Raw genomic sequence first — 21,914 nt, 5'->3', positions numbered from 1 at the left:
GGGATGGCGACGGAGGAGCGACGACGGTCGCACGCCATCGGCCAAGATGGAGGGCATGACACCACCGGGCGGCTGGACGCAGGCATTCATCGACCACCTGGGGATCGAGCTGTGGCGCATCCCCGTGGTCGTGGCCTCGGCGATCGGGATCTACCTGATCTTCCTGCTGCTGGTCCGCGTGTTCGGCGTGCGGGTGCTCTCGGGCTGGACGGGGTTCGACGCCGTCGTGCTGATCATGCTCGGATCGGTGGCGGGACGCGTGATCATCGGCCACCCGCCCACGCTGGCGGCTGGTGCGATCGGGCTGCTCACGCTGCTGCTGCTGGAGGCGGCCTTCGGCGCGGTGCAGCAGGCGGCGGGCGTCCCCGGCCTGCGCACTCGGCCCCGGGTGATCATGGCGCATGGGCGGTTCGTCGACTCCGCTCTGCGTCGCACTCATCTGTCGCCGCGCGAGGTCTACGGGGTGCTGCGCCACCGCGGGATCTCGCACCAGGATCAGGTCCAGTGCGTGATCCTGGAATCCACCGGCGGCCTCAGCGTGATCCGCGCCGGAGACCCGATCGGTCCGGGGATGCTCGACGGCGTGATCGGCGCGGAGCTGGTCCTCTCCCAGGCGCCTCGGGAGCCCGGGGCGTCCTGACGCGCCTCTCCCGCCGAGTGGATGCTCGGTTGCGCTGTTCGGCCCAATGGCGCAACTGAGTATCCACTCGGCATAGGGGGCAGAGGTCAGAGCAGCGACGCCAGCGCGAAGCTCCACAGGCACATGAGCCCCAGCATGCCCAGGCTGTAGCCGATGGATCCGCGCAGGATCTCGGCCTCGCGCCCGGAGAGGCCCACGGCGCCGGCAGCGATGGCGATCGACTGCGGCGAGACGACCTTGGCCGTGGTGCCGCTGGCGGTGTTGGCGCCGACCAGGGCGGCCGGGTCGGCGCCGATGCCCTGCGCCGTGGCGAACTGCAGCGGCCCGAACAGGGTGTTGTTGTTGGTCACCGAGCCGGTGAGGAACACGCCGATCCAGCCGATGATCGGGGCGATCAGCGGGAAGATCGGGCCGACGGCGGCCAGCGCCTGCCCCATGGCCGTGGAGCCGCCGGAGTAGTTGGCCAGGTTGGCCAGCACCAGGATGACGGCGATCAGCGCGATCGCCGGGCCGAGCGAGGCCAGCGTGGTACGCAGCTCCTCGAAAAGCGCCTTGGCGTCGACCTGCGGGGTGCTCAGGAAGCTCAGGATCACGGCGATCAGGATCGCGGTGCCGGTGGCGCCCAGGATCGAGAAGGACCAGGTGGCCTCCACGACCGCACCGGAGGCGGCGATGACCTGGCCGGTGAGCCCAGGCATGGGCACCTGGAAGGTGGTGGCGCTGAGCGCGCCGGTCGAGAACAGCGCCTTCACCGCCGGGACCGACCAGATCAGCATGAGGATCGAGAGGATGTAGAAGGGGCTCCAGGCGACCAGGACGTCGCGAGCCGTCGTCCGGGTGCCGTCGGGCTCCGGGGCACCCTCCGGGCGAGAGAGCCGGGTCGGCTTCCAGACCCGCGACAGCCCCATGAGGGCGACCATGCCGACCAGTCCGGCGGCCAGGTCGGCGAGCTCGGGGCCGACGAACCACAGCAGTCCGCCCTGCACCAGGTTGAAGGCCAGCGACACCACGAGCGCCGCGGGCCAGGTCTCGCGCAGGCTGCGCAGCCCGCCGAGCATGAGCACCATGAGGAAGGGGACCAGGAGGGTCAGGGGCTGCAGCAGCAGGACCAGGGCGCGGGAGAGCTCGTGGACCTCCATGCCGGTGACCTGAGCGCCCACCAGCACGGGGAGGCCGATGGCCCCGTAGGCGCCGGCCGCCACGTTGCCCACCAGAGAGACGACGGCGGCGCGCACCGGCTGGAAGCCCAGCTGCACGAGCAGCGCGGCGCAGATCGCGATCGGCACGCCGAAGCCGGCCACTCCCTCCAGGAAGGCGCCGAACGCGAAGGAGATCAGCAGGACCTGGACGCGCTGGTCATCGGAGACGCCGGCGATCGAGGACCGGATGACGTCGAATCGCCCGGAGCGCACGGTGATCCGGTAGAGCCACACCGCCATGACCACGATGTACGCGATCGGCCACACGGCGGTGAGCAGACCCAGCAGGCCGGCGCCGCCCGCGGCGGAGACCGGCATGCCGAACACGGCCACCGAGACGATGATCTGCAGAACGAGCGCGATGATCCCGGACGTCAGCCCGGAGAGCTTCAGCGCCATCATGCACAGCAGGAAGACGAGGATGGGCAGGGCGGCCACGATCGCGGAGAGTGCGAGGCTGCCCAGGGGGTCGATGGTCTGGGTCCACATGGGAGAGGTCTTCCGGGTTGGAGGGAGGGCGCGATCGAGTGCGGGGGCGGCGGGCGTCGAACCCCCACCCCGCCGAGTGGATACTCAGTTGCGCTGTTCGCTCGGATGGCGCAACTGAGTATCCACTCGGCGACGGGGGTGCGGCTCAGCCGGCGCTGAGGCCGTCGACGACCTCGCGCAGCGTCTCGGCGGAGTCCCGCAGCTTGGTCAGCTCGTCGTCGGAGAACGGGGTCTCGCGGATGGGGAAGGCGCCGTCCTCGCCGACGATGCACGGCACCGACAAGGCGACGCCGTCGATCCCCTGGAAGTCGGAGAGCACCGGGGCCACGTTGAGCACGGCGTTCTGCGCCCCGAGCACGGCCTCGACGATGCGCGCGCTCGACAGCCCGATCGCGTAGTTGGTGGCGCCCTTGCCCTGGATGACCTTGTAGGCCGCGCCCCGGACCTCGTCGGTCAGGGCGTCGAGGGATTCGCGGGTGAAGACTTTCTGCCCGTCGCGGGTCCACTCCAGGATCGGCACGGTGCCGATCGAGGCAGTGGACCACAGGGCGAACTCGGAGTCGCCGTGCTCGCCGACGATGTGCGCGTGCACGCTCGTGCGCGAGACATCGGCCCGGTCCGCCAGCAGCCACCGCAGTCGGGAGGTGTCCAGCGTGGTGCCGGAGGAGAAGACCTGGTTGGCCGGCAGACCGGAGAACTCCTGGGCGACCATGGCCATGGGATCGCACGGGTTGGTGACGATGACGTAGACGGCCTCCGGGGCCACCGACAGCAGCTGCTCCATCAGGGTGCGGGTGATCCGGGCGTTGGTGTCGGCGAGCTCGCGGCGGGACTGCCCCGGCTTCTGCTTGGCGCCGGCGGTGATGACGACGATGTCCGAGTCGCGAGCGACCTCGATATCGCTGCTGCCGACGATGTCGGTTCCGCCGGTGAACTGGCTGCCGTGGGCGAGGTCGAGCACCTCGGCCTCGGTCTTCTCGGCGGCGATGTCGTAGAGGGCGATGTGGCGGGCGGAGCCGCGGATCATGCAGGCGTAGGCCACGCTGGACCCGACGGCTCCGGCGCCGACGACGGTGAGTTTCGAGTTCCTGTTCATGCCTTCACGCTACGAGGAGGGCATGTGGTTTCGTGTGGGGTTGTCGTGGTTTTCTGTCAGCCGTGCGGAGGGATCATGTCCCGTTCACGTCTCATTCACGCATGAGCCCACACTGCGCCCCGCCCCCACTCGGCGAGGAGGGGGCGGGGTGGGCGGGGCTGGGGTCAGCGGAGGTCGCGGGGGAGCTGCTCCAGCAGACGCAGCCACAGCTCCGAGACCGTGGGGTAGGCCGGGACGGCATGGCGCAGCAGGGACACCGGAACCCGGCCCACGATCGCGATCGTGGCAGCGTGCAGCAGCTCGGCGGCCTCCGGGCCCACGAACGTCGCGCCCACCACGACTCCCGCGCCGCGGTCGACCACGAGCTGGGCGGTGCCGTCGACGTCGTCGCGCAGCAGCGCCGATCCGGCCGCCGATCCGTACGGCACCTGCGCGACCACGACATCGAGACCGCTCTCGCGGGCCTGCGCCTCGGTGCATCCCACGGCGGCGACCTGCGGGTCGGTGAAGACCACCTGCGGCACGGGGACGTCCTGGGGCTCGGGCGTCTCGGCGGGCGCCGTCCCGGCCTCAGCGGCCAGACGGGAGCCGAGCACGCGGGCGTCGTGCTTGCCGGTGTGGGTGAGCATGGCGGCGCCGGAGGCATCGCCCACGCTGTGGAGCCACGACGGCAGGCGCCCTTCGAGCACGTCCTCGGCGCTCAGGCCCACGGCCTCGAGCCCCACGGCATCCAGCGCCGGCCGGCGCCCGGTGGCCACGAGCAGCTCATCGGCCTCGAGCTGGTCGTCGCCCAGATCCAGCGTGACCGGACCGCCGTGGATCATGCCGAGGCCGGTGTCGCGGACGTCGGGCCGGGAGGCCGAGGAGGCGGAGGCCCCGAAGCGGATCTCGACCCCGGCGCGGCGCAGCCCCTCGGCCACATGCTCGCCGGCGAACGGCTCCATGCCGCCCATCAGCGTCTCCCCGCGGACCAGCATGGTGACTTGCGAGCCGAGCCCCGCCATCCAGGCGGCGGCCTCGCAGGCGACCACACCGCCGCCCACGATCGCCAGGCGCTGCGGGATCTCGCGGACGCCGGTCGCATCGCGCGAGGTCCAAGCGCCGAGCCCGTCGTAGATCGAGGGGATCGCGGCCACGCTGCCGGTGGCGATCACGACCGCCTGCTCTGCATGCACGATCCGCTCGCTGCCGTCGTCGCCCCGCACACGCACCTGACGCTCGCCGATCAGCTCGCCGTGACCGCGCACGACGTCAGCGCCGGCGCGCTCCGCCCAGGAGACCTGCCCGGCGTCGTCGTAGTGGGAGACGAAGGAGTCGCGCCGGGCCAGCAGCGCGTCCTCGTCCAGGCGCGCCCCGGTGACCCCGGGCAGGTGCGAGGCGGTCGCGACGACGTCCAGCGGCCGCAGCAGCGCCTTCGAGGGCATGCATGCGTAGTAGGAGCACTCACCGCCCATCAGCTCGTGCTCCACGATCGCCGCGGACAGTCCGCCCTCGATCGCGTACTGGGCGACGTTCTCGCCCACGGATCCGCCGCCGATCACGACGACGTCGACACTTCGCTGCATCTCAGACATGCCTCCCACGCTACGCCCGCCCCACCCCGCCGAGTGGATACCCAATTGCGCTATCGGGGCGAACAATGCAACTGGGTGTCCACTCGGCGGAGGTGTCAGGCGGTGGTGAGCTGCTGCTCCCCGTGGAAGCTCAGATGCACCCAATGGTGGTCGTCCACGGGGCCGTCGTCCTTCATCCTGCGGCCGACGACGCCAGCGTCCATCAGTGACTCCAGGCGCGGACAGAGCTCTTCGGGTGGGATCGAGAGGTCCACCGATGAGGGCGTCGACGCGCATCATCTGGGTGCGGGACAGCAGATCGCACAGAACGTCGTCGGGGGTCCCTCGGGGATCCGCACGGAGTGAGGATGCAGGCCCAGGGGACTGGGCGATGTGCTGAGATCGCGCGGCAAGCCATCGGCGGCCGGTGATCAGAAGTCCGAAGGCAACCGCGTAGGCCAGCGCGCCCGGCTCCACGCCGGCCACTCCTGCGGGTCGAAGACCACCCCCAAGACGAAAATGGCGACAGCGGCTGTCAGCCAGATCGCGGCGATCCCCCAGCTCAGCCGGCCATTCATGCCGAAGCGCTGGTGCGCCACCGCGCCGTCGCGGCGATGACGGAGGAACTGGCCCAGGCCTCCTGCGATCAGCGCGACGGTGGATGCTGCCCCCATGAGCCATGGGGAACCCGCCCAGTTCGCCAGGAGATACCAGAACCCCGCCAGGGTGAAGACCAGGAAGTCGAAACGCCCCGGCATGAGCCGCTGTCCGAGCCGTTGCGCGGGAGACGGGTTGGGCTGAGCGGTGGTCATTCTGTTCCTCTCTGGATGGCTGCCAGGTGCGCCTCCAGCACTGTCTGGCCGCGGCCCATGGAACTCGCCCAGAGACGGTCGGGGCCGTCGACGATCTTCCTCCGGAGCGTGACCAGCCCCTGACCAGCCAGGTCCTCGACAACGGCCTCTGCGCGGTCACGGTCCAGCTCCAGGTCGGCTGCCAGCTGCGTCACTCGCATCTTCCGTGTGGGGTGAAGGATCACCATGGCCTGCAGGACAACCGGGTCACGAAGTGCCGGATGCAGTTCGTGTCGTCTGGCCAGGGAGGCCCACCGCCGACCGGCACTGGGCATCGAGGTGGCCAGCATCCGCTGGGTGAGCAGCTCGAGAATTCCGACGACAGTCACGGTGAGGAGTGCCAGCGCGAAGGATGTGCCCAGCGGGCGGCCTTCCGGCACGCTCCAGATGGCCCAGATGATCCAGATCAGCGCGAGGGACTTCGACACAAGGAGCGAGACGGAGGCCGGGCCATACGCGGGGTAGCGGTGTTCGGCCCCCACCAGAGCAGGGCGCATGCGTCCGAAGATGATCAGGATGCTGATGCAGACCAAGATCAGCCATCCCCAGGCAACGGAGGTGAGTATGGCGGTGAGTGCGACCAGGAGCAGAGCGGCCTCGGGCAAACTGGCCCACCAGCGAGGATGCAACCGCCGTTGCGCCTGCTCCAGGGCGACATCGACGTCAGCCCACGAGCTCTCGCGCGGTGCTGTCAACGCATCTCCCGCGGCGGATGGCATGTGCTCACGCATGGGCGTCCTGCCTCGTTGCCGCCAGGTGACTGCCCAAGGCGAAGTCCCCCACGGGGGTGATCCGATACCACCGGTCCTCGTCCCGACGGCTCTCGAGGAACCGCCGGTAGCCCTTCATCAGACCGAAGTCCTCGAGCTTCCGGAGCCGTTCGAGGGCCTCGTCCGCGCTGATCCCGAGGTCATCACGCAAGGCCCAGCCCCGGGTCTCCTGGGAGGCGCCCAGGGCCGCCATGAGCTGCAGGGTGCGCGGATCGTCCAGCGGAGGTGCGGCCTCGGCGTGGCCGGGAGGGGCGCCCAGGTCGGCCCACATGCTCGCCAGGTCGCGGTGATAGCTGCGGTCGGCGACCTTCAGCGTAAGGACGAGCATGGCGGCCAGCCCCGCGATCACGAGCACGGTGGTCAGTGTCGAGTCCTTCGGGCAGACGGTGCCACCAGACCGGACGGAATCGCCGCTGCACGGCGCGCAGCGCATTCGCCACCCGGTCTGCCTTCGGAGTCGCAGGAAGTGTCTCCATAGCCCCACCGTGCCCAGATGAGCAGTGCACTTTCGAGTCCCGCGATGTGATCGTGATCAAACCGAAACACTCCTGCATTCACCCCCACCACCGAGTGGACACCCAGTTGCGCTATCTGCCCGAATAGCGCAACTGGGTATCCACTCGGCGAGGGAGGAGAGGATGGAGGGATGGAGATTGCGGACGGATATGAGCTGCACATGGCCGCGCCGTCGGCGGAGGACTTCGCGATGCTGCGTCGGGAGACTGGGCTCTCGCCGGTCACTCCCGAGCAGGCGGCGATCGCGGTCGCAGGCGGCTGGGCCGCCGTCCATGTCACGCACCAAGGAGCAGCCGTGGGCATGGGCCGTCTGATCGGCGACGGCGGCTGGATGTTCCAGGTGACGGACATGGCGGTGCACCCGCAGCATCAGCGGCAGGGCCTGGGCGATGCGATCCTGACCCGGCTGCTGCAGGAGATCACCGATCGCGCACCCGCGAACGCCTACGTCTCGCTCATGGCCGATCCGCCGGGTCGGAAGCTGTACGCCCGGCATGGCTTCCAGGAACGGCACGACGTCTCCGCCGGCATGTTCCGCCGGATGCCCTGAGGGCCACGCGGGGTCTAGCCCTCAGGCAGGATCTCAGCCCTCCAGCAGCTCCCGCAGCCGCTCGAGATCCACGCGCACCATGGCGGCATCCCGCGCGAGGTCGTCCGCCGAGGCGCCGGCAGCGGGCTCCACCAGGAACACGAGCTCGATTCCGCCGGCGCAGGACGAAGCCCGGAACCGGTTCAGCGTGGTCGATCCGTCCGGCGGCGTGACCTCGTGATCGAGCACACCGGGGTCGTCTCCGCCGGTGAAGCGCACCAGGGCGCGGCCCATGGGGGAGTCGGTGACCCAGACCCCGGGCTGCTCGCTCGGCGTGACCTCTGCTCCGGCCAGACCGGCGGCCCAGTCAGGCAGCCGGCGCGGGTCTGCGGCCACTTCCACCACCTCAGGCAGCGGCCGGGCGACGACCACGCAGACCCGCGAAGCCTCGAGAGCCAGGGCTCAGCCCTCGCCCTGCATCTTGCGCACCTCGACGGCGCCCTGGCAGGCGGCGGAGGCCTGCGCCCCCAGGTTCAGCGCCTCGTCCAGGTCGGCCGCCTCGAGGATCCAGAAGCCGCCCAGCTGGATCTCCGCACCGGAGGCCGTCTCCTGCGCCACGAGGGCTTCGCCGCTGGTGGCATCCACCAGGCGGGCATCGGAGGCGGGCTGCTCGAGGGCGCCCACGAAGACGATGCGCTGCTCTGCGGCCATTTTCTCGTTGAAGGCCATGACGTCCGTGTGCAGCTGCTCGATGGAGACGCCCTCGGGCATCTGGAAGTCATCGGAGTGGTTCACGGAGATGAAGAACTGGGGCACGGCGGGTCCTCTCGACGGGCATGTGGAGCACCGCTGCGGTGATCCGGGGCCACGATACGGCGGGCAGATCAGCCCGACGAGACCTCCCGCACGACGTCGTACCGTGTGCTCACCATCCCGCCGTCCAGCACCCTGCTGCCGCGCAGCCGCAGCGGGAGATCGTGCTCGAGCGCCCCGAACAGGGCGATGCCGCCGCCGATCAGCCGGGGCACCGTGGTCACCACGAGCTCATCCACCAGGTCGGCGCGCAGGGCGGCCTGGATCGTGGTGCCGCCGTCCCAGTAGACGCCGCGGGCACCGCGCGCTTCCAGCAGCGCAACGGCGGCAGGCAGGTCCGGTGCCACGAGCGCCCCATGGGGCTGCGGGCCGGTCAGCGTGGAGCTGAGCACGATGACCTGGGCGGGGTCGTAGGGCCAGAAGCCGATCTCCAGGACCTTCTGGAAGGTGGCCCGCCCCATCACCAGGTGGTCCACGCGCGCCAGCAGGGCCTCGAAGTCCGGGACGGCCTCGGCGCCCGAGCCGGAGGGCGCTGCCTGCCCGGCAGGAACCGGCGCCTCCAGCCAGTCGATGTCCCCGTCCGCCCGCGCGATGAAGCCGTCCAGGCTGACCCCGCAGAAGACGGTGCCGCTCCAGGTGCGGCCGGGGGCTGGTGAGTGCATGTCCATATCAGCAGGATGCGCCGAGGATCCGACAGCACAAGCCCGCTTCTCACCCCGCCACGACCAGCCGCAGCGCGACCAGCAGCATGACCACGCCCACCGCGATATCCACCGCGCGCCACGTGCCGGGGCGGTTCAGGGGCTTGGCCAGCGCACGCGCCCCCAACCCGAGCGCGGGGAACCACAGCACCGACCCGGTGATCGCGCCCAGCGTGTAGGTCCAGCGCTGGTCCCCGTGCTGATTGGCCAGGTTGCCGAGCATCACCATGGTGTCCAGGTAGACGTGCGGGTTGAGGAAGGTCAGCGCCAAGGTGGTCAGCGCGACCTTGCGCAGCGACCCGCCGGGGCCGACCGCGTCGTCGGCTGTGAGGGAATGGGAAGACAGGGCCGAGCGGAACGAGCCGATCGCGAACCAGACCAGGTAGGCCACCCCGCCCCAGCGCAGCGCGGTGAGCAGCCACGGAGCCCGCTCCACGACCGAGCCGATCCCCAACGTGCCCACGGTGATCAGCAAGGCGTCGGCCGCCGTGCAGATCGCCACGACCACCAGCACGTGCTCCCGGCGGATGCCCTGTCGCAGCACGAACGCGTTCTGGGCGCCGATGGCCACGATGAGGGCCAGGCCGGTGAGCATGCCGGTGAAGTAGATGTCCATGGCCAGGAAACCTACGGCGCAGCTACCCTTCAGGCCAGCGAAAGATCCTGAACACAGATAAGAGATTCAAAAGTGGACATCGAGCAGCTGCGCACCCTGGTGGCGGCCGTGGACGAGGGCGCCTTCGATCGCGCCGCGGAGCGCCTGAGCATCTCCCCGCCGGCGGTCAGCCAGCGGATCAAGGCCCTGGAGTCTCAGACGGGCCGCGTGCTGCTGCGCCGCACCGCCCCGGTGCGTCCCACCGATCCCGGGGAGGCCGTGCTGCGGATGGCCCGGCAGGTGCTGTCCCTGCATGACGCCGCCCGGGTCGAGCTCGGCATGGATCAGGCCGAGTCCACGCCGCTGGACGTCGCGGTCAACGCGGACTCGCTGGCCACCTGGTTCCGCCCTGTCCTGGCGGAGTTGGCCGCACCCGGCACCGGGATCAGCGTGCGACTGCGCGCCGAGGACCAAGACCACTCCCGCCGGCTCCTGCTGGCCGGCGAGGTGGCGGCGGCGATCACCACGTCCTCGGCTCCGGTCACCGGCTGCCGCACGATCCCCCTGGGCGCCATGGTCTACGAACCCCGCGCGGCGGCCTCGCTGCTGGAGCACGCGGGACCGCAGCCTGACCTCGCCCGTCTCCCCGTGGTGGTCTACGACGACAAGGACGACCTCCAGTCCGCGGCGCTGCACCGGGCCGGCATCACGGGCCGCCCGCCCGAGCACCGGGTGCCCTCGGCGGAGGCCTTCGTGCGAGCGATCGCCGACGGCATCGGATGGGGCATGGTGCCGCGGCTCCAGCTGCCCGGCGCCCCCTTCGCCGCCGCCGACACCCCGCTGCTGCCCGTTCCCGGCCTCCACCCGGAGGCGGTGAGCCTGCACCTGCAGCGCTGGTCCACGGCGCTTCCGGCCCTGGCTCAGCTGGAGGACGCCGTGCGCCGCGGCGCGCGGGCTCTGCTGTAGTCCCTTTCGGGTCGATCCGCCTCCAGTGCGGCCTGCGCCGCTGTGCTGGACGGGCGGGAGTGCGAAGATGCCGGACATGGACACCGCGCGCTCCGAGCAACTCCCGCAGGGCCCCGTCGTCGACGCCGACTGGCTGGCCGATCACCTGGACGACGTCGTGGTCGTCGACGCCTCGATCATGGGCGAGCGCGGTGCCGCCACCGGTATCCCGGGTGCGCGTCGCTTCGATCTGGACGGCCCGCTGTCCGATCAGGAGGCCGACATCCCGCACACCATGCTCGGCGCCGACGACTTCGCGCAGCGCCTGGGCGAGCTGGGGATCGGCGACGAGACCGTGGTGGTCGCCTACGACCGCCAGGGCCTGTTCTCCTCGGCTCGCGCCTGGTGGATGCTGCGCGCCGCCGGGGTCGGCACGCCCTACGTGCTCGACGGTGGCCTGCCCGCCTGGATCGCCTCGGGCCGCCCGGAGGGTCCTCTCGACGACAGCCCCGAACCCGTCGCCGCTCCGCGCGTGCAGCTGGATCCGCGCGCCTTCACGGATGCCGACGACGTCGCCCGTCGCCTGGCCGAGCACGACGGCACGGTGGCCGACGCCCGCTCCGCCGAGCGCTTCGCCGGCACCGTCCCCGAGCCGCGTCCCGGGCTGCGCGCCGGTCACATGCCCGGCGCCGTGAGCCTGCCGTTCAGCGACCTGGCCCCCGGCGGGCACCTGCTGCCGCCCGCCGAGCTGGACGACCTGCTTCAGCAGCGCCTGGGCGGGAGAGGCCCCGTGGCCTTCAGCTGCGGCTCGGGCGTCTCCGCCTGCGTCGGGGCGCTCGCGGCCGTGGCCGCCGGGTGGGAGGACCGCGACCTCACGATCTACGACGGCTCCTGGTCCGAGTGGGGGCGCGAGACCGAGGACCCCGCCCTGCGTCCCGTGGTCCGCGGGTCGTGAACGGCGCGCAGCAGCCGCGCCCCGAACCGGGATCCAGGCGAGAGACGCGCAAGCTGGCAGCAGAGCAGGAGCGCCGTCGGCTCCAGGAGCGCGCCGAGAGGGCCGCAGCGCCGGAGGCGATCCGCCGACGTCGTCTGCTGCAGACGGCCGGAGGCCTGGCCCTGGCCATCGGCGTGGGGGCAACCGTCTCCACCCCGGTGGGCCACCAGCGCGCACAGCAGTGGAGCGACCCCGCGGTGCGCGAGCCTGCGGGCGAGCCCGTGGACCGCGGCCGCCACACCTGGGGCGCGGATGAGAAGCGCCAGACCGGCTGGCTGCTCGTGCCCGACCCGGGGGCCTGGGGCGACGGCTCCTCGCGCCCCACTCATCCCGTGGTCGTGATGCTGCACGGCGGCTCCTGGAACGACGCCTCCGATCCCTCCTATATGGCCGATCTGGCATGGGACCTGGCGAGCTGGGGTGTGGCCGTGTGGGTGCCCACCTACCGCGGGATCGACGGCGAGGACAGCCCCGGCGGCTGGCCGGAGACCTTTGACGACGTCTCGGATGCCATCGACTACGTCGCAGAGCTCGGCGAGCCGGGGGAGTTCACCCCGGATCTGGAGCAGGTCCACATGCTGGGTCACAGTGCCGGCGGGCACCTGGCCGCGTGGGCGCTGGGACGCGACCGGCTCGCCGAGGGCGCCCCCGGGGCCGACTGCCGAGTCATCGCCCGCTCCGCCACCGCGATGGCCGGGGTCTATGACCTCGAGCTCGCCGAGCGCTCGCAGCGGGGCTGGGTGGTGCGCGCGCTGCTCAGCGGCGCGGAACCGGAGGAGGATCCGCAGCGCTACGAGATGGCCTCGCCGATCGATCAGCTGCCGCTGGATCGGGCCGTGAACGTCCTGCACGGGCGCAATGACATGACCGTCCCGGAGTCCACGATCCGCAACTACGTGCAGCGCCACGAGGAGACCGGCAACTCCGGACGGCTCGTGATCATGGACGACGCCGATCATGACTCGTGGGCCGATGTCCACGGCGAGCCCTGGTTCCGGGCGCGCCAGGCTCTGCTCGAGCAGATTCCCCCCGGCTCCGCGTGAGCGCCCGGATTTCGCGGCGGCTGCTGCTGCGCGGTGCCGGCCTCTCGGCCGCGGCCGTCGCCGGCCTGGCAGCGAGCACCCTGGTGCGCCCGGGGAAGGCGCAGTCGCTCGTGGTCGCCGGGCGCGCCCGGGCCAGAGGCTGGGACGACGTCGGCGTGATCGTCTGGGGCTCTCCGGATCGGGGTCAGTACGGGCATCTCGTCCTGCCGCAGCGCCGGGCATGGGGGCGGGAGCGGCTGCCCGTGATCGTCTTCTTCCACGGCGGGGGATGGCGGGAGGCGTCGAGCTGGGACTACGTCCTGGGCGCGGCCCGCGACCTGGCGCGCTACGGCGTGGCCGTGTGGCTGCCGGCCTATCGCGGGACGCCGTCCCCGGGCGGGTGGCCGGGGACGTTCGCGGATGCGCTGACCGGTGTGCAGGGGGTGGCCCGCCTCAGCGAGCACGCTCCCTTCATCCCGGATCCGCAGCGGATCCACCTGGTCGGGCACAGCGCCGGCGGGCACCTGGCGGTCTGGGCGGCAGGGGCACTGTCCGGGGCCCTGGGGGCGGCTGCGGCGACCGGCGACGACGGCCCAGCCGAGCTGCTCGCCTCCCTGGCCGCGCAGAGCGAGGTCTCCGTGGCCAGCGCGACCTCTCTGGCCGGCGTGCTGGATCCGGTGCGCGCCGTGGAGGAGGACCAGGATCAGTTCGTGGTGGACCTGCTGGGCGGGACGCCCCAGGAGCAGCCCGAGCGCTACGCGCTGGCCTCGCCGCTGGAGCAGCTGCCCACGGGCTTCCCCGTGCATGTGGTGCACGGGACAGATGATCGGACGGTTCCTGTGCAGACCGTCGAGCCGTACCTGGAGCGGCTGCGCTCGCAGGGGCAGGCCGGGCGGATCGAGCTGGTGTGGGGCGCGCAGCACAACGACCTGATCCAGGTCAGCGATCCCGCCTGGCCGGTGACGCGGGAGGTCTGCCTGGCGGCGGTGGGGGCGCCCGACGGACGCTGAGACTCAGCCGCGCTGCGCCATCTCCTCAAGGTGCGCCAGGTGATGCAGGATCGCCTGCTCGCCCTGGAAGCTCAAATGCACCCGCTGCCCGGAACCAGGACGCTCGGAACCGGGCCGCTTGTCCTCCCGGACGACGATCAGCCGGCTGTCCAGCAGGGCCAGCGCGGACTCGAAGCGCGCCGGGTCCGGGCGCGCATCCCGAGCCACAGGGCCAGGTCGAACACCACCGCCAGCCCGATCTGGGGCAGCAAGCCTGCGCCGGAGTCGGCCAGGATGCCGGAGAGAGTCTGAGCGACGAACAGCCCGCCGAGGAGACCCAGGAACCCCAGGCAGCCGGTCTGACCGGACCACTGCTGGCGATTGAGCTCAAAACAGGCGGATCTGCCGCGATACCGCCAGGCGGCCAGAAGAGCGACAGCCGCACCGTGGGCGAGGAGGCCGGCGCCGAGCGCCCAGCGGCCTGCGATCCCGAGTCTGCTGCCCAGCCACATCAGCGTCAGGGTGAGGCCTTCGACGGCGCCGCTCCCACCGGACGGCCGCAAGCGCCGGGCCAGGGAATCCAGGTCGGCCTGGATCAGGGCGAGTGCCATGAGTATCTGCCGGTCGTCGGGGCGAGGACGACTGCCAGCCTGATCAAGCCGCGTCGTGGAGCAGGGCCTCGTCCTGCGGACGCAGGCTGATCCAGGCGGCGGCGGTGATCGCGGCCAGCACAGGCATGGTGGCCACAACAGCCTGCAGCCGGCTGTCCGCGTAGAAGTAGTAGTCGGCGTTCAGATCTCCGAGAACGTGGGCTGCGATCAGGGCGGGGTTGTTGGCGAAGAGGAACCACAGTGCCGCGAAGAGCGCCAGGGAGACGGCCCAGCCCACGGGCGTGCGCTGGGCGGGGGCATGCGGAAGGACTGCCGCTGCCAGAGGCAGTACCCAGACCCAGTGGTGCTCCCAGGAGATCGGCGAGATGAGCAGCATCACCATGGCTCCGATGCACACGGCCGAGAACAGGTCGTCATGGCGGGCGAGACGACGGATCGCCAGGCCCCCGGCCATGATCAGCAGCAGAGACAGCACCAGCCACAGGGGGCGGACGGATGCCTCTGGGAAACCCCACTGATACAGCGTCCCCGTCAGCGACTGGTTGGACAGCCGGGTGGCATCGCCCACTCTGTCCGTGGACCACAGCTGCTCGGTGAAGTACGAGAACACCTGTCGGGGCAGGAAGAGGGCGGCAATCACCACCGTGGTCATGAATCCGACGGCCATGCCGGCGATCGTCCGCCACTGCTGCAGAGCCAGCGGAACGAGGCCCATGGCGGCCGGCGTGATCTTCAGCCCGGCGGCAAGCCCCGTCAAGAAGCCCGCGGCACGGCGACGGGTGCTCTGGCGTGTGAGATCGGCGAGGATCAGCACCGCCAGGAGGGTGTTGATCTGCCCGTAGAAGAACGTGAAGCGCACGGGGTAGAGGTGGCTGGCGGCCAGGCAGCCCAAGGAGAACGCCACGAGAGTCGGAACCACCCGGAGACCGAACCACGAGCGTGAGAACGGCGCGAGGCGCAGGACCTGCCACACCAGAACGACCATCGCCAGCGAGCCGCCGAGGCACATCACATGCCATGCCTGTTCGAGGCTCAGCCCGCCCAGGGGATAGAACAGCAGCGCGGCCGATGGAGGGTAGGTGAAAGGCAGCTCGAACTTCCGCGTCTCCACCAGCGACGGGGCATAGAGCTCGTCAGTCGCGGGGTTCAGGCCGTGTAGGACCTGCGCCGCCCGCCAGTAGACCTCCATGTCCAGTCCCGGTGCATCCCAGTAGATCGCAGACATATAGGCCGCGAAGAGCACCGCGATCACTGCCATCCCGGCTCGCATCACCCACCGCGAACCCGGATGGGTCGACGAGGCCGTGCTGGGGGCTCGCCAGAGGGTGCTCGACATCGGTCTCCTTCGGAGTTCGGGCACAAGGCCTCGAACGGGTCCTCGCCGCTTGCGGGAGCAACGGGGATATCCTAGAAGGCGCTTGGATGACCATGGTCTCGCGGAGAGTTCTGCGCGGGGGTCGCCCCCGCCCCGCCGTTCCCGAGGACTTGGAGGATCATGCTCTCGAGCACTGCCGCCCCCGACAACGGCGATCGGCGAGAGACCTCTGAGTCGAAAAATGGAGCCGCGGACCGACTGCCGAGATGGCCCATTGCTCTTGCGCTGGCCCTGAGCTTCGGGACAGCCTTCTGGGGCATCGCCCAGCCGGAGTTCTGGCACGACGAAGTCGCCACGATCTCGGCGGTGACTCGTCCTTTCCCTGAGCTTCTGCAGATGCTCCGCAACGTCGATGCCGTGCACGCCCTGTATTACGTGCTCATGCACCCGTGGGCGGCCGTCTTCGGGACGTCCGAACTGGCCATGCGGACTCCTTCCGCCATCGCGCTCATTCTCATGAGCGGGTTCCTCACCAGGACCACCATGAGATGGGCCGTCTCCGTGACAGGGGAGGGCGTCTCTCGATCTGTGATCTCCGGAGTTCTGACCGCAGTTCTCGCTGCGGCACTCCCGGGCCTGACGTGGGCCGGGCAGGAGGCCCGGGGCTATGCGATGGGCATGCTCGCCTGCGTCGTGGCGCTGTGGTGCTTCGAGAACTACCTGCGGGGGTATCGCAGAGCTGATCTGCTGGGATTCGGAGTCGCCCAGATCCTCGCGGTCGGCTTCACCATGTACTCGTTGCTCGTGGTGCCGCTGTTCGTGCTGAGAGCTGTCCTGGCCGGCAGGAAGCCTGGCCTGCACACGCTGATGGCGGCTGCTGGTGTCGGCGTCGCAGCCGCCCCGCTGGCCGTCCTCGCCTATTCGCAGAGCGAGCAGGTCGCCTGGATCAATCGCGGGATTCCCGAGATGCTGCAGAGAATGGCGGCGCAGTACTTCTTCAGCCCGGCGAACGCCGATGGGCATTGGGGCGGCATCGGCCACGCCCTGGCCCCGTGGCTGGCGCTGCTGAGCGCAGTCATCGTGATCGTCGGGCTTATCCGATCTCGGGACCGAGGGCTGACGAGGTGGCTCCTGGCCTATGCCCTCTTGCCTGCGGTCGCTCTTCTGCTCGCTCGAATCGTGGGCATGCAGCTCTACACCGAGAGGTATCTGGCCTTCGCGGCACCAGTCGTCGTCGCACTGCTTGCGCTGAGCCTGACGACGCTTCCGTCTCGCGCACTTCGCATGGTCTTGATCGGGGTGCTGGTGGTGGGATTCATCCCCTCTCTGGTCGGGCAGAAAGAAGCGGAGGCCAAGATCGGCCATGAGTACCGCACGGCCGCAGAGTTCTTGGGCGACCCCGAATCGGTGATCTTCATGGAAGCCGTGGACCGGAGCCTCATCTACGCGTATCCGTTGGACCATCCCATCGAAGACCCCATGCTCGCGGAGGATCGACTGTCCTCGGACACTCTCTGGGGCATCAACCGGGAGGGATGGATGGCGTGGGAAGTCCCTGTCCGCGGAAGGACGGCTGTCGTCTCCTATCACTCGAACGAATATCACCAGACGGTGGTCGAGTCTCTCGAGGCTCGGGGCTGCTCGGTGACGGGCCATGATGCGAGCACGCGGTTCGGCATCACCGCTCTGGACTGCTCGGGTTGACGTTTGACGCCAGATATCTGTGTCGTTCCCAAGGGTGCAGGGAATTTCTGGGGGTTGTGAAGGGCGCTCAGTGAGACCTGTCTCCCACCTTCGTGGTCAAACCTCTTCCACGGGCGTTGACTGTCCACTGGGTCAGATCCTGTGAGCCCTCGCCTTGGGGGCATCGTGACGCACCCTCCTTCTCTGATGGGCGGTTCTGATGCCTGTACTGTTGGTTCCGCATCGATATTCGACGCCTAGCTCTCGAGTGCAGCGGGCGCATTCCGTCGAGACGGCAAAGCCTTGAGGCGCGCAACCATCACAAATGCCATATATATGGCGCTTGGCGGGCTGGGATTTATTGCATACGCCATCTATTCTCAACTTTGGCTTGGGGTCTTAGCAGGGTTTGGGGTCCTGGTGTACACGGCCATATTCGATTTTGTCGAAAAGCGTTCACAGACAGGACAGGCAGGGCGGGGTCGAAGGTGACGCAGCTGCCACTGCAGCAATTCTGATCAAGACTATCGTGGGTTGTGCTGGCTGATGGGTTGTCTTGGGTGGGATCGCCGCGAGGGTCGCATGGGCGCAAGGGGGGGTGTTTGAAAGTGCACAATCATCCGGGCAGGAGAAGATATTCGGGATCAACTGCGGTGTGGATGCTGCAGTCTGTGTTCCTGGTGGTAGCGGGTGTTGTGGTCGGCGACTGGCGAATAATCGCCCTGGGTGCTGTGGGTATCGCCGGAACTGTTGGCTTCTTTATGGGCAATGAACGCAATTCAAAATAGTTTCGGCAAATCCTGGTCGCACGTGATTGAGGAAAAATGATCGACCCGTTCGGAGTCCCTCTCCTGGCTATCGGCTGCCTGTCGGTGGTCATGGCCTACCTGGTCCAGAAGCACGTCATCAACAAGGGGATCGCGCGCGGCGGCCCGCGGATCATACTCCCCATGGGCGTGATGGGCGCCCTGCTCGCTGTGGTGGGGTTCGTCTTCGTGATCCGCGGACTGCTGTAGTGCAGAGTCGGCTCGGGACGGCCCCGCGCAGCCCGGTCGGCCCCTGACCACCAGCATCTAGACTTCCCGCGATGACCCCGACCGATCAGCCGCAGCAGCCCACGCCTGAGCCCGAACCGAGCCAGGGCGGGCGTCGTCGGCTGGCGGGAGCCGCCCGGGCCGCGCGGCGGGCCGTGGCGCCCTTCGGCCATGCGGGCTACCCGCGGCTGGCTGCGGCCATGCTCGCGGTGGTGCTCGCGCAGGGCACCTGGGCGCTGACCATCGTCTTCCAGGTCATGGCCCAGGGCGGCTCCCCGGTCGAGCTGTCCGTCGTCTCGGCCACCGGTGCCGTCGGCGTGGTGATGTTCGCGCTGATCGGCGGGGTGGTGGCCGACCGCTTCCCTCCGCACCTGGTCCTGCGCACGGTGATGATCTCCTCCACGCTCGTCACCGCCGTCACCGCGATCCTCAGCGCCACGGGGATGCTGAGCGTGGGGCTGCTGGCGGCGGCGTCGTTCCTGATCTTCGCGGGCGTGGGGATCTTCTATCCGGCGTACTCCGCCTCGCTGCCGCGGCTGCTGCCGGCGGAGGCGCTGCTGGCGGCCAACGGGCTGGAGGGCTCCGCGCGGCCCCTGCTGCAGACGGCCGCCGGGCCCGCACTGGCCGGTCTGCTGGCCGCGGCGCTCTCGCCGACCGCCGGCTTCGCCATGGTCGCCCTCTGCTACGCGGTCGCCGTGACGATCATCCTGGGTCTGCGCGTGCCCGAACTGGTTCCGGATCCGGTCACGGGCCAGCTCCCGCAGCTGCCGTCGGCGGATCCGCTGGTCACCGGTGCACAGCACCACCGGGAGACCGGCGACGACGAGCCCGTCACCCTCTTTCCGCCCGATCCCGCCGCGGCCCCGTCGGGCGGACTGCGTTCCATGCTCGCCGACATGATGGACGGCGTCTCCTACGTCCGGCGCACCGCGTGGCTGATGGGCACCCTGATCTTCGCCGTGATCACCGTGTTCTGCTTCATCGGCCCGCTCGAGGTGCTGCTGCCGTTCGTGGTGCGCGACTCCTTCGGCGGCGGGGCTGCGGAAGTCGGTCTGCTGCTGGGCGTCACGGGCGCGGCCTCGGCGGTCGGTGCGCTGGTGATCTCCGGGATGCCCCTGCCGCGGCGGTACTTGACCTGGATCATGGTGGCCTGGGGCTTCGGCACGCTGCCGCTGCTCTTCGTGGGCTTCACCGAGTCCTGGGCAGTGCTGGTCGCGATCGTGATCGTGGTGGGCGCCACCGACGGCATCGGCCAGGTGCTGTGGGGGACCCTGCTGCAGCGCCGCGTGCCGGCGCGGATGCTCGGACGCGTCTCCAGCCTGGACTTCTTCGTCTCGCTGTTGCTCATGCCGGTGTCCATGGCCGTCGTGGGGCCGCTGTCCACGGTGGTTCCCGTGGAGGCCATCTTCGCCGCCGCAGCGATCGTGCCGGCGGTGATGGCCGTCGTCGTGTGGCTGGCCTTCCGCATGGCGCGCGACGAGGCCGCGCACCCGCTGAAGGATTGAGCCGCGCGCGGGTCGCTCAGCGCAGGTCGAGCACCTGGCGCAGCCGCGCGAAGGCCTCGGGCACCACGCTGTAGTGCGCCCAGCGGCCCCGCTGCTCCCGGACGATCAGGCCGGCTTCCACGAGGCGCTTCATGTGATGGCTCACCGTAGGCTGGCTGATCCCCAGTGGCTCCGTGAGATCGCAGGCGCACACGGACTCGCAGCCCTGCGCGGCCACGTGGGAGAGCAGTCGAAGGCGCATGGGATCGCCCAGTGCCTTGAACATGGAAGCGGAGCGCTCGGCGTCCGCGGAGCTCAGCGGCCCGGCGGACAGCGAGCAGCACTCCTGGCCGGATGCCATGGCCTGTGTGCCCTCTGTGTTCTGCTCGTGTGCGATGGCGCTCATGCCCTCACAATACATTGACGAACGTCGATATGAGGACGTAACCTCCCATCGACATCCATCGATCTGAGAGGCCCGCGCTCCTTGGCTGCTGACGCTACGACGACCGCCCCTGACCAGCCCGTCATGCAGGCCATGTCCTTCACCGACCGCTGGCTGCCGGTGTGGATCCTGCTGGCCATGGTGCTCGGCCTGGCCCTCGGACGCCTGATCCCCGGCCTGGACACCGCGCTCGAGGCGATCTCGATCGCCGGGGTCTCCCTGCCGATCGCGGTGGGGCTGCTCGTGATGATGTACCCGGTGCTGGCCAAGGTCCGCTACGACGAGACCCGACGCATCGCCGCCGACCCCCGCCTCATGGGGACCTCGCTGGTGCTGAACTGGATCGTGGGCCCGGCGCTGATGTTCGCCCTGGCATGGCTGCTGCTGCCCGATCTGCCCGAGTACCGCACGGGCCTGATCATCGTGGGGCTGGCACGCTGCATCGCCATGGTGCTGATCTGGAACGACCTGGCCTGCGGCGACCGCGAGGCCGCAGCGGTCCTGGTGGCGATCAACTCCGTCTTCCAGGTCATCGCCTTCGGTGCGCTGGGCTGGTTCTACCTGCAGGTCCTGCCCTCCTGGCTGGGCCTGGCGACGACCTCTGTGGAGTTCTCGGTCGGGGCGATCGTGCTCAGCGTGCTCGTGTTCCTGGGCATCCCGCTGCTCGCCGGCTTCCTCACGCGCGTGCTGGGGGAGCGGGCCAAGGGACGGCAGTGGTACGAGGAGTCGCTCCTGCCGCGCCTGAGCCCCTGGGCGCTGCGCGGGCTGCTGTTCACCATCGTGCTGCTGTTCGCGCTGCAGGGTCAGGCGATCACTTCCAGCCCGTGGGACGTCGCGCGGATCGCGCTGCCGCTGCTGGCCTACTTCGTGGTCATGTTCGCCCTGGCGCTGCTGGCCTCCCGGGCCGCGGGCCTGGACTACGCCCATTCGACGACGGTGGCCTTCACCGCCGCCGGCAACAACTTCGAGCTGGCCATCGCCGTGTCGATCGGCACGTTCGGCGTGACCTCGGGCCAGGCGCTGGCAGGAGTGGTCGGCCCGCTGATCGAGGTGCCCGTGCTGGTGGGTCTCGTGTACGTCAGCCTCTGGGCGGGGCGCAGGCTCTTCCCCGGGGACCCCACCGTGCCGGCCATCCGCGCCTGAACCGACCCATCTCCAGGAGATTCCAATGAACGCCGACACCCGACCCCAGATCCTCTTCGTCTGCGTCCGCAACGGCGGCAAGTCCCAGATGGCCGCAGCGCTGATGGACCACCGAGGCCAGGGGGCCGTCCGCGTCAGCTCGGCCGGCACCGAACCCGGCAGCAAGCTCAACGCGCAGTCCGTGGAGGCCGTCGCCGAGCTCGGTGCGGACATGTCCCAGGGGCGACCTAGCTCGATCGACCCCGACCTCCTGCGCCGCGCCGACCGCGTGGTGGTGCTGGGCACCGAGGCCAGGCTCGACACCGAGATCCCGCTCGACGGTCGGCTGGAGACCTGGGAGACCGACGAGCCGTCCGCGCGCGGGATCGAGGGTATGGAGCGCATGCGCCTGATCCGCGACGACATCGACGCCCGCGTCCAGCGCCTGCTCCAGCAGCTCACCGCAACCGCCGAGAGCTGATCTGCAGCCACGGGGCGCGCGGCCGTCGTCGTCCTTC

At 69.9% G+C, this 21,914-nt stretch carries 24 protein-coding genes; 11 read left to right on the top strand and 13 right to left on the bottom strand.

The genetic code is table 11. The annotated features are described in order from the left end of the window. Positions 1 to 55 precede the first annotated feature (55 nt). The gene (locus tag M3E84_RS00655) at positions 56 to 640 is read left to right on the top strand and encodes a DUF421 domain-containing protein (RefSeq protein ID WP_259893968.1); all 585 of its coding nucleotides are present in this window, start codon (positions 56 to 58) and stop codon (positions 638 to 640) included. An 86-nt stretch (positions 641 to 726) separates the two neighbouring features. On the opposite strand, the gene M3E84_RS00650 is transcribed toward M3E84_RS00655, so the two are convergent. The 6 genes from M3E84_RS00650 to M3E84_RS00625 all read right to left on the bottom strand — a co-directional run bounded on the left by M3E84_RS00650 (position 727) and on the right by M3E84_RS00625 (position 6,953). Further along, positions 727 to 2,328, bottom strand: a complete 1,602-nt coding sequence (locus M3E84_RS00650) for an L-lactate permease (protein WP_259893966.1) — start codon at positions 2,326 to 2,328, stop codon at positions 727 to 729. A 145-nt stretch (positions 2,329 to 2,473) separates the two neighbouring features. Beyond that, positions 2,474 to 3,424: an L-lactate dehydrogenase gene (locus M3E84_RS00645; RefSeq protein ID WP_259893963.1), complete on the bottom strand. Its 951-nt coding sequence runs from the start codon at positions 3,422 to 3,424 to the stop codon at positions 2,474 to 2,476. 164 nt (positions 3,425 to 3,588) lie between these two features. Beyond that, positions 3,589 to 4,989: an NAD(P)/FAD-dependent oxidoreductase gene (locus M3E84_RS00640; protein WP_259894095.1), complete on the bottom strand. Its 1,401-nt coding sequence runs from the start codon at positions 4,987 to 4,989 to the stop codon at positions 3,589 to 3,591. Between the two features lie 419 nt (positions 4,990 to 5,408). Further along, positions 5,409 to 5,789, bottom strand: a complete 381-nt coding sequence (locus M3E84_RS00635) for a hypothetical protein (RefSeq protein WP_259893961.1) — start codon at positions 5,787 to 5,789, stop codon at positions 5,409 to 5,411. After that, positions 5,786 to 6,559: a hypothetical protein gene (locus M3E84_RS00630; RefSeq protein WP_259893960.1), complete on the bottom strand. Its 774-nt coding sequence runs from the start codon at positions 6,557 to 6,559 to the stop codon at positions 5,786 to 5,788. The genes M3E84_RS00635 and M3E84_RS00630 overlap by 4 nt, the downstream gene beginning before the upstream one ends. After that, positions 6,552 to 6,953: a hypothetical protein gene (locus M3E84_RS00625; protein WP_259893959.1), complete on the bottom strand. Its 402-nt coding sequence runs from the start codon at positions 6,951 to 6,953 to the stop codon at positions 6,552 to 6,554. The genes M3E84_RS00630 and M3E84_RS00625 overlap by 8 nt, the downstream gene beginning before the upstream one ends. 291 nt (positions 6,954 to 7,244) lie before the next feature. On the opposite strand from M3E84_RS00625, the gene M3E84_RS00620 reads away from it, so the two are divergent. Then, the gene (locus tag M3E84_RS00620; RefSeq protein WP_259893958.1) at positions 7,245 to 7,664 is read left to right on the top strand and encodes a GNAT family N-acetyltransferase; all 420 of its coding nucleotides are present in this window, start codon (positions 7,245 to 7,247) and stop codon (positions 7,662 to 7,664) included. Positions 7,665 to 7,697: 33 nt separating this feature from the next. Here M3E84_RS00620 and M3E84_RS00615 read toward each other — a convergent pair whose 3' ends face one another. The 4 genes from M3E84_RS00615 to M3E84_RS00600 all read right to left on the bottom strand — a co-directional run bounded on the left by M3E84_RS00615 (position 7,698) and on the right by M3E84_RS00600 (position 9,773). After that, positions 7,698 to 8,039 (bottom strand): SRPBCC family protein, encoded by a 342-nt coding sequence (locus M3E84_RS00615; protein WP_259893957.1) that lies wholly within the window; start codon positions 8,037 to 8,039, stop codon positions 7,698 to 7,700. Between the two features lie 66 nt (positions 8,040 to 8,105). After that, entirely contained in the window at positions 8,106 to 8,459 is a 354-nt protein-coding gene (locus M3E84_RS00610; protein WP_006214006.1) for a YciI family protein, read from the bottom strand. A 68-nt stretch (positions 8,460 to 8,527) separates the two neighbouring features. Next, positions 8,528 to 9,118, bottom strand: coding sequence for a dihydrofolate reductase family protein (locus M3E84_RS00605; RefSeq protein ID WP_259893955.1), 591 nt, complete (start codon positions 9,116 to 9,118; stop codon positions 8,528 to 8,530). Between the two features lie 49 nt (positions 9,119 to 9,167). Beyond that, positions 9,168 to 9,773 (bottom strand): LysE/ArgO family amino acid transporter, encoded by a 606-nt coding sequence (locus M3E84_RS00600; RefSeq protein WP_259893954.1) that lies wholly within the window; start codon positions 9,771 to 9,773, stop codon positions 9,168 to 9,170. Positions 9,774 to 9,845: 72 nt separating this feature from the next. Here M3E84_RS00600 and M3E84_RS00595 point away from each other — a divergent pair, with 72 nt between their 5' ends. From M3E84_RS00595 to M3E84_RS00580, 4 genes are all read left to right on the top strand, one after another. Next, positions 9,846 to 10,718, top strand: coding sequence for an ArgP/LysG family DNA-binding transcriptional regulator (locus M3E84_RS00595; protein ID WP_259893952.1), 873 nt, complete (start codon positions 9,846 to 9,848; stop codon positions 10,716 to 10,718). Between the two features lie 76 nt (positions 10,719 to 10,794). Beyond that, the gene (locus M3E84_RS00590) at positions 10,795 to 11,652 is read left to right on the top strand and encodes a sulfurtransferase (protein WP_259893951.1); all 858 of its coding nucleotides are present in this window, start codon (positions 10,795 to 10,797) and stop codon (positions 11,650 to 11,652) included. Further along, complete coding sequence (locus tag M3E84_RS00585) at positions 11,649 to 12,734, top strand: S9 family peptidase (protein WP_259893949.1); 1,086 nt, start codon at positions 11,649 to 11,651, stop codon at positions 12,732 to 12,734. The genes M3E84_RS00590 and M3E84_RS00585 overlap by 4 nt, the downstream gene beginning before the upstream one ends. Continuing rightward, positions 12,731 to 13,723 carry a S9 family peptidase gene (locus tag M3E84_RS00580; RefSeq protein WP_259893948.1) on the top strand — a complete coding sequence of 331 codons (993 nt, stop codon included), beginning with the start codon at positions 12,731 to 12,733 and terminating at the stop codon, positions 13,721 to 13,723. Before M3E84_RS00585 ends, M3E84_RS00580 begins: the two co-directional genes overlap by 4 nt. 137 nt (positions 13,724 to 13,860) lie before the next feature. On the opposite strand, the gene M3E84_RS00575 is transcribed toward M3E84_RS00580, so the two are convergent. After that, entirely contained in the window at positions 13,861 to 14,313 is a 453-nt protein-coding gene (locus M3E84_RS00575) for a hypothetical protein (protein ID WP_259893947.1), read from the bottom strand. 43 nt (positions 14,314 to 14,356) lie between these two features. Further along, positions 14,357 to 15,649: a glycosyltransferase 87 family protein gene (locus tag M3E84_RS00570; RefSeq protein WP_259893946.1), complete on the bottom strand. Its 1,293-nt coding sequence runs from the start codon at positions 15,647 to 15,649 to the stop codon at positions 14,357 to 14,359. 651 nt (positions 15,650 to 16,300) lie between these two features. Here M3E84_RS00570 and M3E84_RS00565 point away from each other — a divergent pair. From M3E84_RS00565 to M3E84_RS00555, 3 genes are all read left to right on the top strand, one after another. Beyond that, positions 16,301 to 17,332 (top strand): hypothetical protein, encoded by a 1,032-nt coding sequence (locus M3E84_RS00565; RefSeq protein WP_259893945.1) that lies wholly within the window; start codon positions 16,301 to 16,303, stop codon positions 17,330 to 17,332. Between the two features lie 803 nt (positions 17,333 to 18,135). Then, complete coding sequence (locus M3E84_RS00560) at positions 18,136 to 18,327, top strand: hypothetical protein (RefSeq protein WP_259893944.1); 192 nt, start codon at positions 18,136 to 18,138, stop codon at positions 18,325 to 18,327. Between the two features lie 71 nt (positions 18,328 to 18,398). After that, positions 18,399 to 19,850 carry an MFS transporter gene (locus tag M3E84_RS00555; protein ID WP_259893943.1) on the top strand — a complete coding sequence of 484 codons (1,452 nt, stop codon included), beginning with the start codon at positions 18,399 to 18,401 and terminating at the stop codon, positions 19,848 to 19,850. Between the two features lie 16 nt (positions 19,851 to 19,866). Here M3E84_RS00555 and M3E84_RS00550 read toward each other — a convergent pair whose 3' ends face one another. Next, complete coding sequence (locus M3E84_RS00550) at positions 19,867 to 20,235, bottom strand: helix-turn-helix transcriptional regulator (protein WP_259893941.1); 369 nt, start codon at positions 20,233 to 20,235, stop codon at positions 19,867 to 19,869. 123 nt (positions 20,236 to 20,358) lie between these two features. On the opposite strand from M3E84_RS00550, the gene arsB reads away from it, so the two are divergent. Both arsB and M3E84_RS00540 read left to right on the top strand, forming a co-directional pair. Next, on the top strand, positions 20,359 to 21,417 hold the full coding sequence (gene arsB / locus M3E84_RS00545) for an ACR3 family arsenite efflux transporter (RefSeq protein ID WP_259894094.1): 1,059 nt from the start codon (positions 20,359 to 20,361) through the stop codon (positions 21,415 to 21,417). Between the two features lie 25 nt (positions 21,418 to 21,442). Then, positions 21,443 to 21,877 (top strand): low molecular weight phosphatase family protein, encoded by a 435-nt coding sequence (locus tag M3E84_RS00540; protein WP_259893939.1) that lies wholly within the window; start codon positions 21,443 to 21,445, stop codon positions 21,875 to 21,877. Positions 21,878 to 21,914 lie beyond the last annotated feature (37 nt).

The sequence above is a fragment of the Kocuria sp. p3-SID1428 genome (assembly GCF_025149945.1).
GTDB lineage: Bacteria > Actinomycetota > Actinomycetes > Actinomycetales > Micrococcaceae > Kocuria.
Note: the sequence above shows the minus strand (reverse complement) of the source record. Positions and strands in the feature narration are given on the sequence as shown.

What these genes read in the sequence shown, in the direction of transcription:
- M3E84_RS00605 (WP_259893955.1), bottom strand. Translation starts at nt 9,118, where the DNA reads ATGCACTCACCAGCCCCCGGCCGCACCTGGAGCGGCACCGTCTTCTGC.
- M3E84_RS00550 (WP_259893941.1), bottom strand. Translation starts at nt 20,235, where the DNA reads ATGAGCGCCATCGCACACGAGCAGAACACAGAGGGCACACAGGCCATG.
- M3E84_RS00600 (WP_259893954.1), bottom strand. Translation starts at nt 9,773, where the DNA reads ATGGACATCTACTTCACCGGCATGCTCACCGGCCTGGCCCTCATCGTG.
- M3E84_RS00570 (WP_259893946.1), bottom strand. Translation starts at nt 15,649, where the DNA reads ATGTCGAGCACCCTCTGGCGAGCCCCCAGCACGGCCTCGTCGACCCAT.
- M3E84_RS00635 (WP_259893961.1), bottom strand. Translation starts at nt 5,789, where the DNA reads ATGACCACCGCTCAGCCCAACCCGTCTCCCGCGCAACGGCTCGGACAG.
- M3E84_RS00575 (WP_259893947.1), bottom strand. Translation starts at nt 14,313, where the DNA reads ATGGCACTCGCCCTGATCCAGGCCGACCTGGATTCCCTGGCCCGGCGC.
- M3E84_RS00590 (WP_259893951.1), top strand. Translation starts at nt 10,795, where the DNA reads ATGGACACCGCGCGCTCCGAGCAACTCCCGCAGGGCCCCGTCGTCGAC.
- M3E84_RS00640 (WP_259894095.1), bottom strand. Translation starts at nt 4,989, where the DNA reads ATGCAGCGAAGTGTCGACGTCGTCGTGATCGGCGGCGGATCCGTGGGC.
- M3E84_RS00630 (WP_259893960.1), bottom strand. Translation starts at nt 6,559, where the DNA reads ATGCGTGAGCACATGCCATCCGCCGCGGGAGATGCGTTGACAGCACCG.
- M3E84_RS00565 (WP_259893945.1), top strand. Translation starts at nt 16,301, where the DNA reads ATGGGCATGCTCGCCTGCGTCGTGGCGCTGTGGTGCTTCGAGAACTAC.
- M3E84_RS00645 (WP_259893963.1), bottom strand. Translation starts at nt 3,424, where the DNA reads ATGAACAGGAACTCGAAACTCACCGTCGTCGGCGCCGGAGCCGTCGGG.
- M3E84_RS00555 (WP_259893943.1), top strand. Translation starts at nt 18,399, where the DNA reads ATGACCCCGACCGATCAGCCGCAGCAGCCCACGCCTGAGCCCGAACCG.
- M3E84_RS00655 (WP_259893968.1), top strand. Translation starts at nt 56, where the DNA reads ATGACACCACCGGGCGGCTGGACGCAGGCATTCATCGACCACCTGGGG.
- M3E84_RS00560 (WP_259893944.1), top strand. Translation starts at nt 18,136, where the DNA reads ATGATCGACCCGTTCGGAGTCCCTCTCCTGGCTATCGGCTGCCTGTCG.
- M3E84_RS00620 (WP_259893958.1), top strand. Translation starts at nt 7,245, where the DNA reads ATGGAGATTGCGGACGGATATGAGCTGCACATGGCCGCGCCGTCGGCG.
- arsB (WP_259894094.1), top strand. Translation starts at nt 20,359, where the DNA reads ATGCAGGCCATGTCCTTCACCGACCGCTGGCTGCCGGTGTGGATCCTG.
- M3E84_RS00650 (WP_259893966.1), bottom strand. Translation starts at nt 2,328, where the DNA reads ATGTGGACCCAGACCATCGACCCCCTGGGCAGCCTCGCACTCTCCGCG.
- M3E84_RS00540 (WP_259893939.1), top strand. Translation starts at nt 21,443, where the DNA reads ATGAACGCCGACACCCGACCCCAGATCCTCTTCGTCTGCGTCCGCAAC.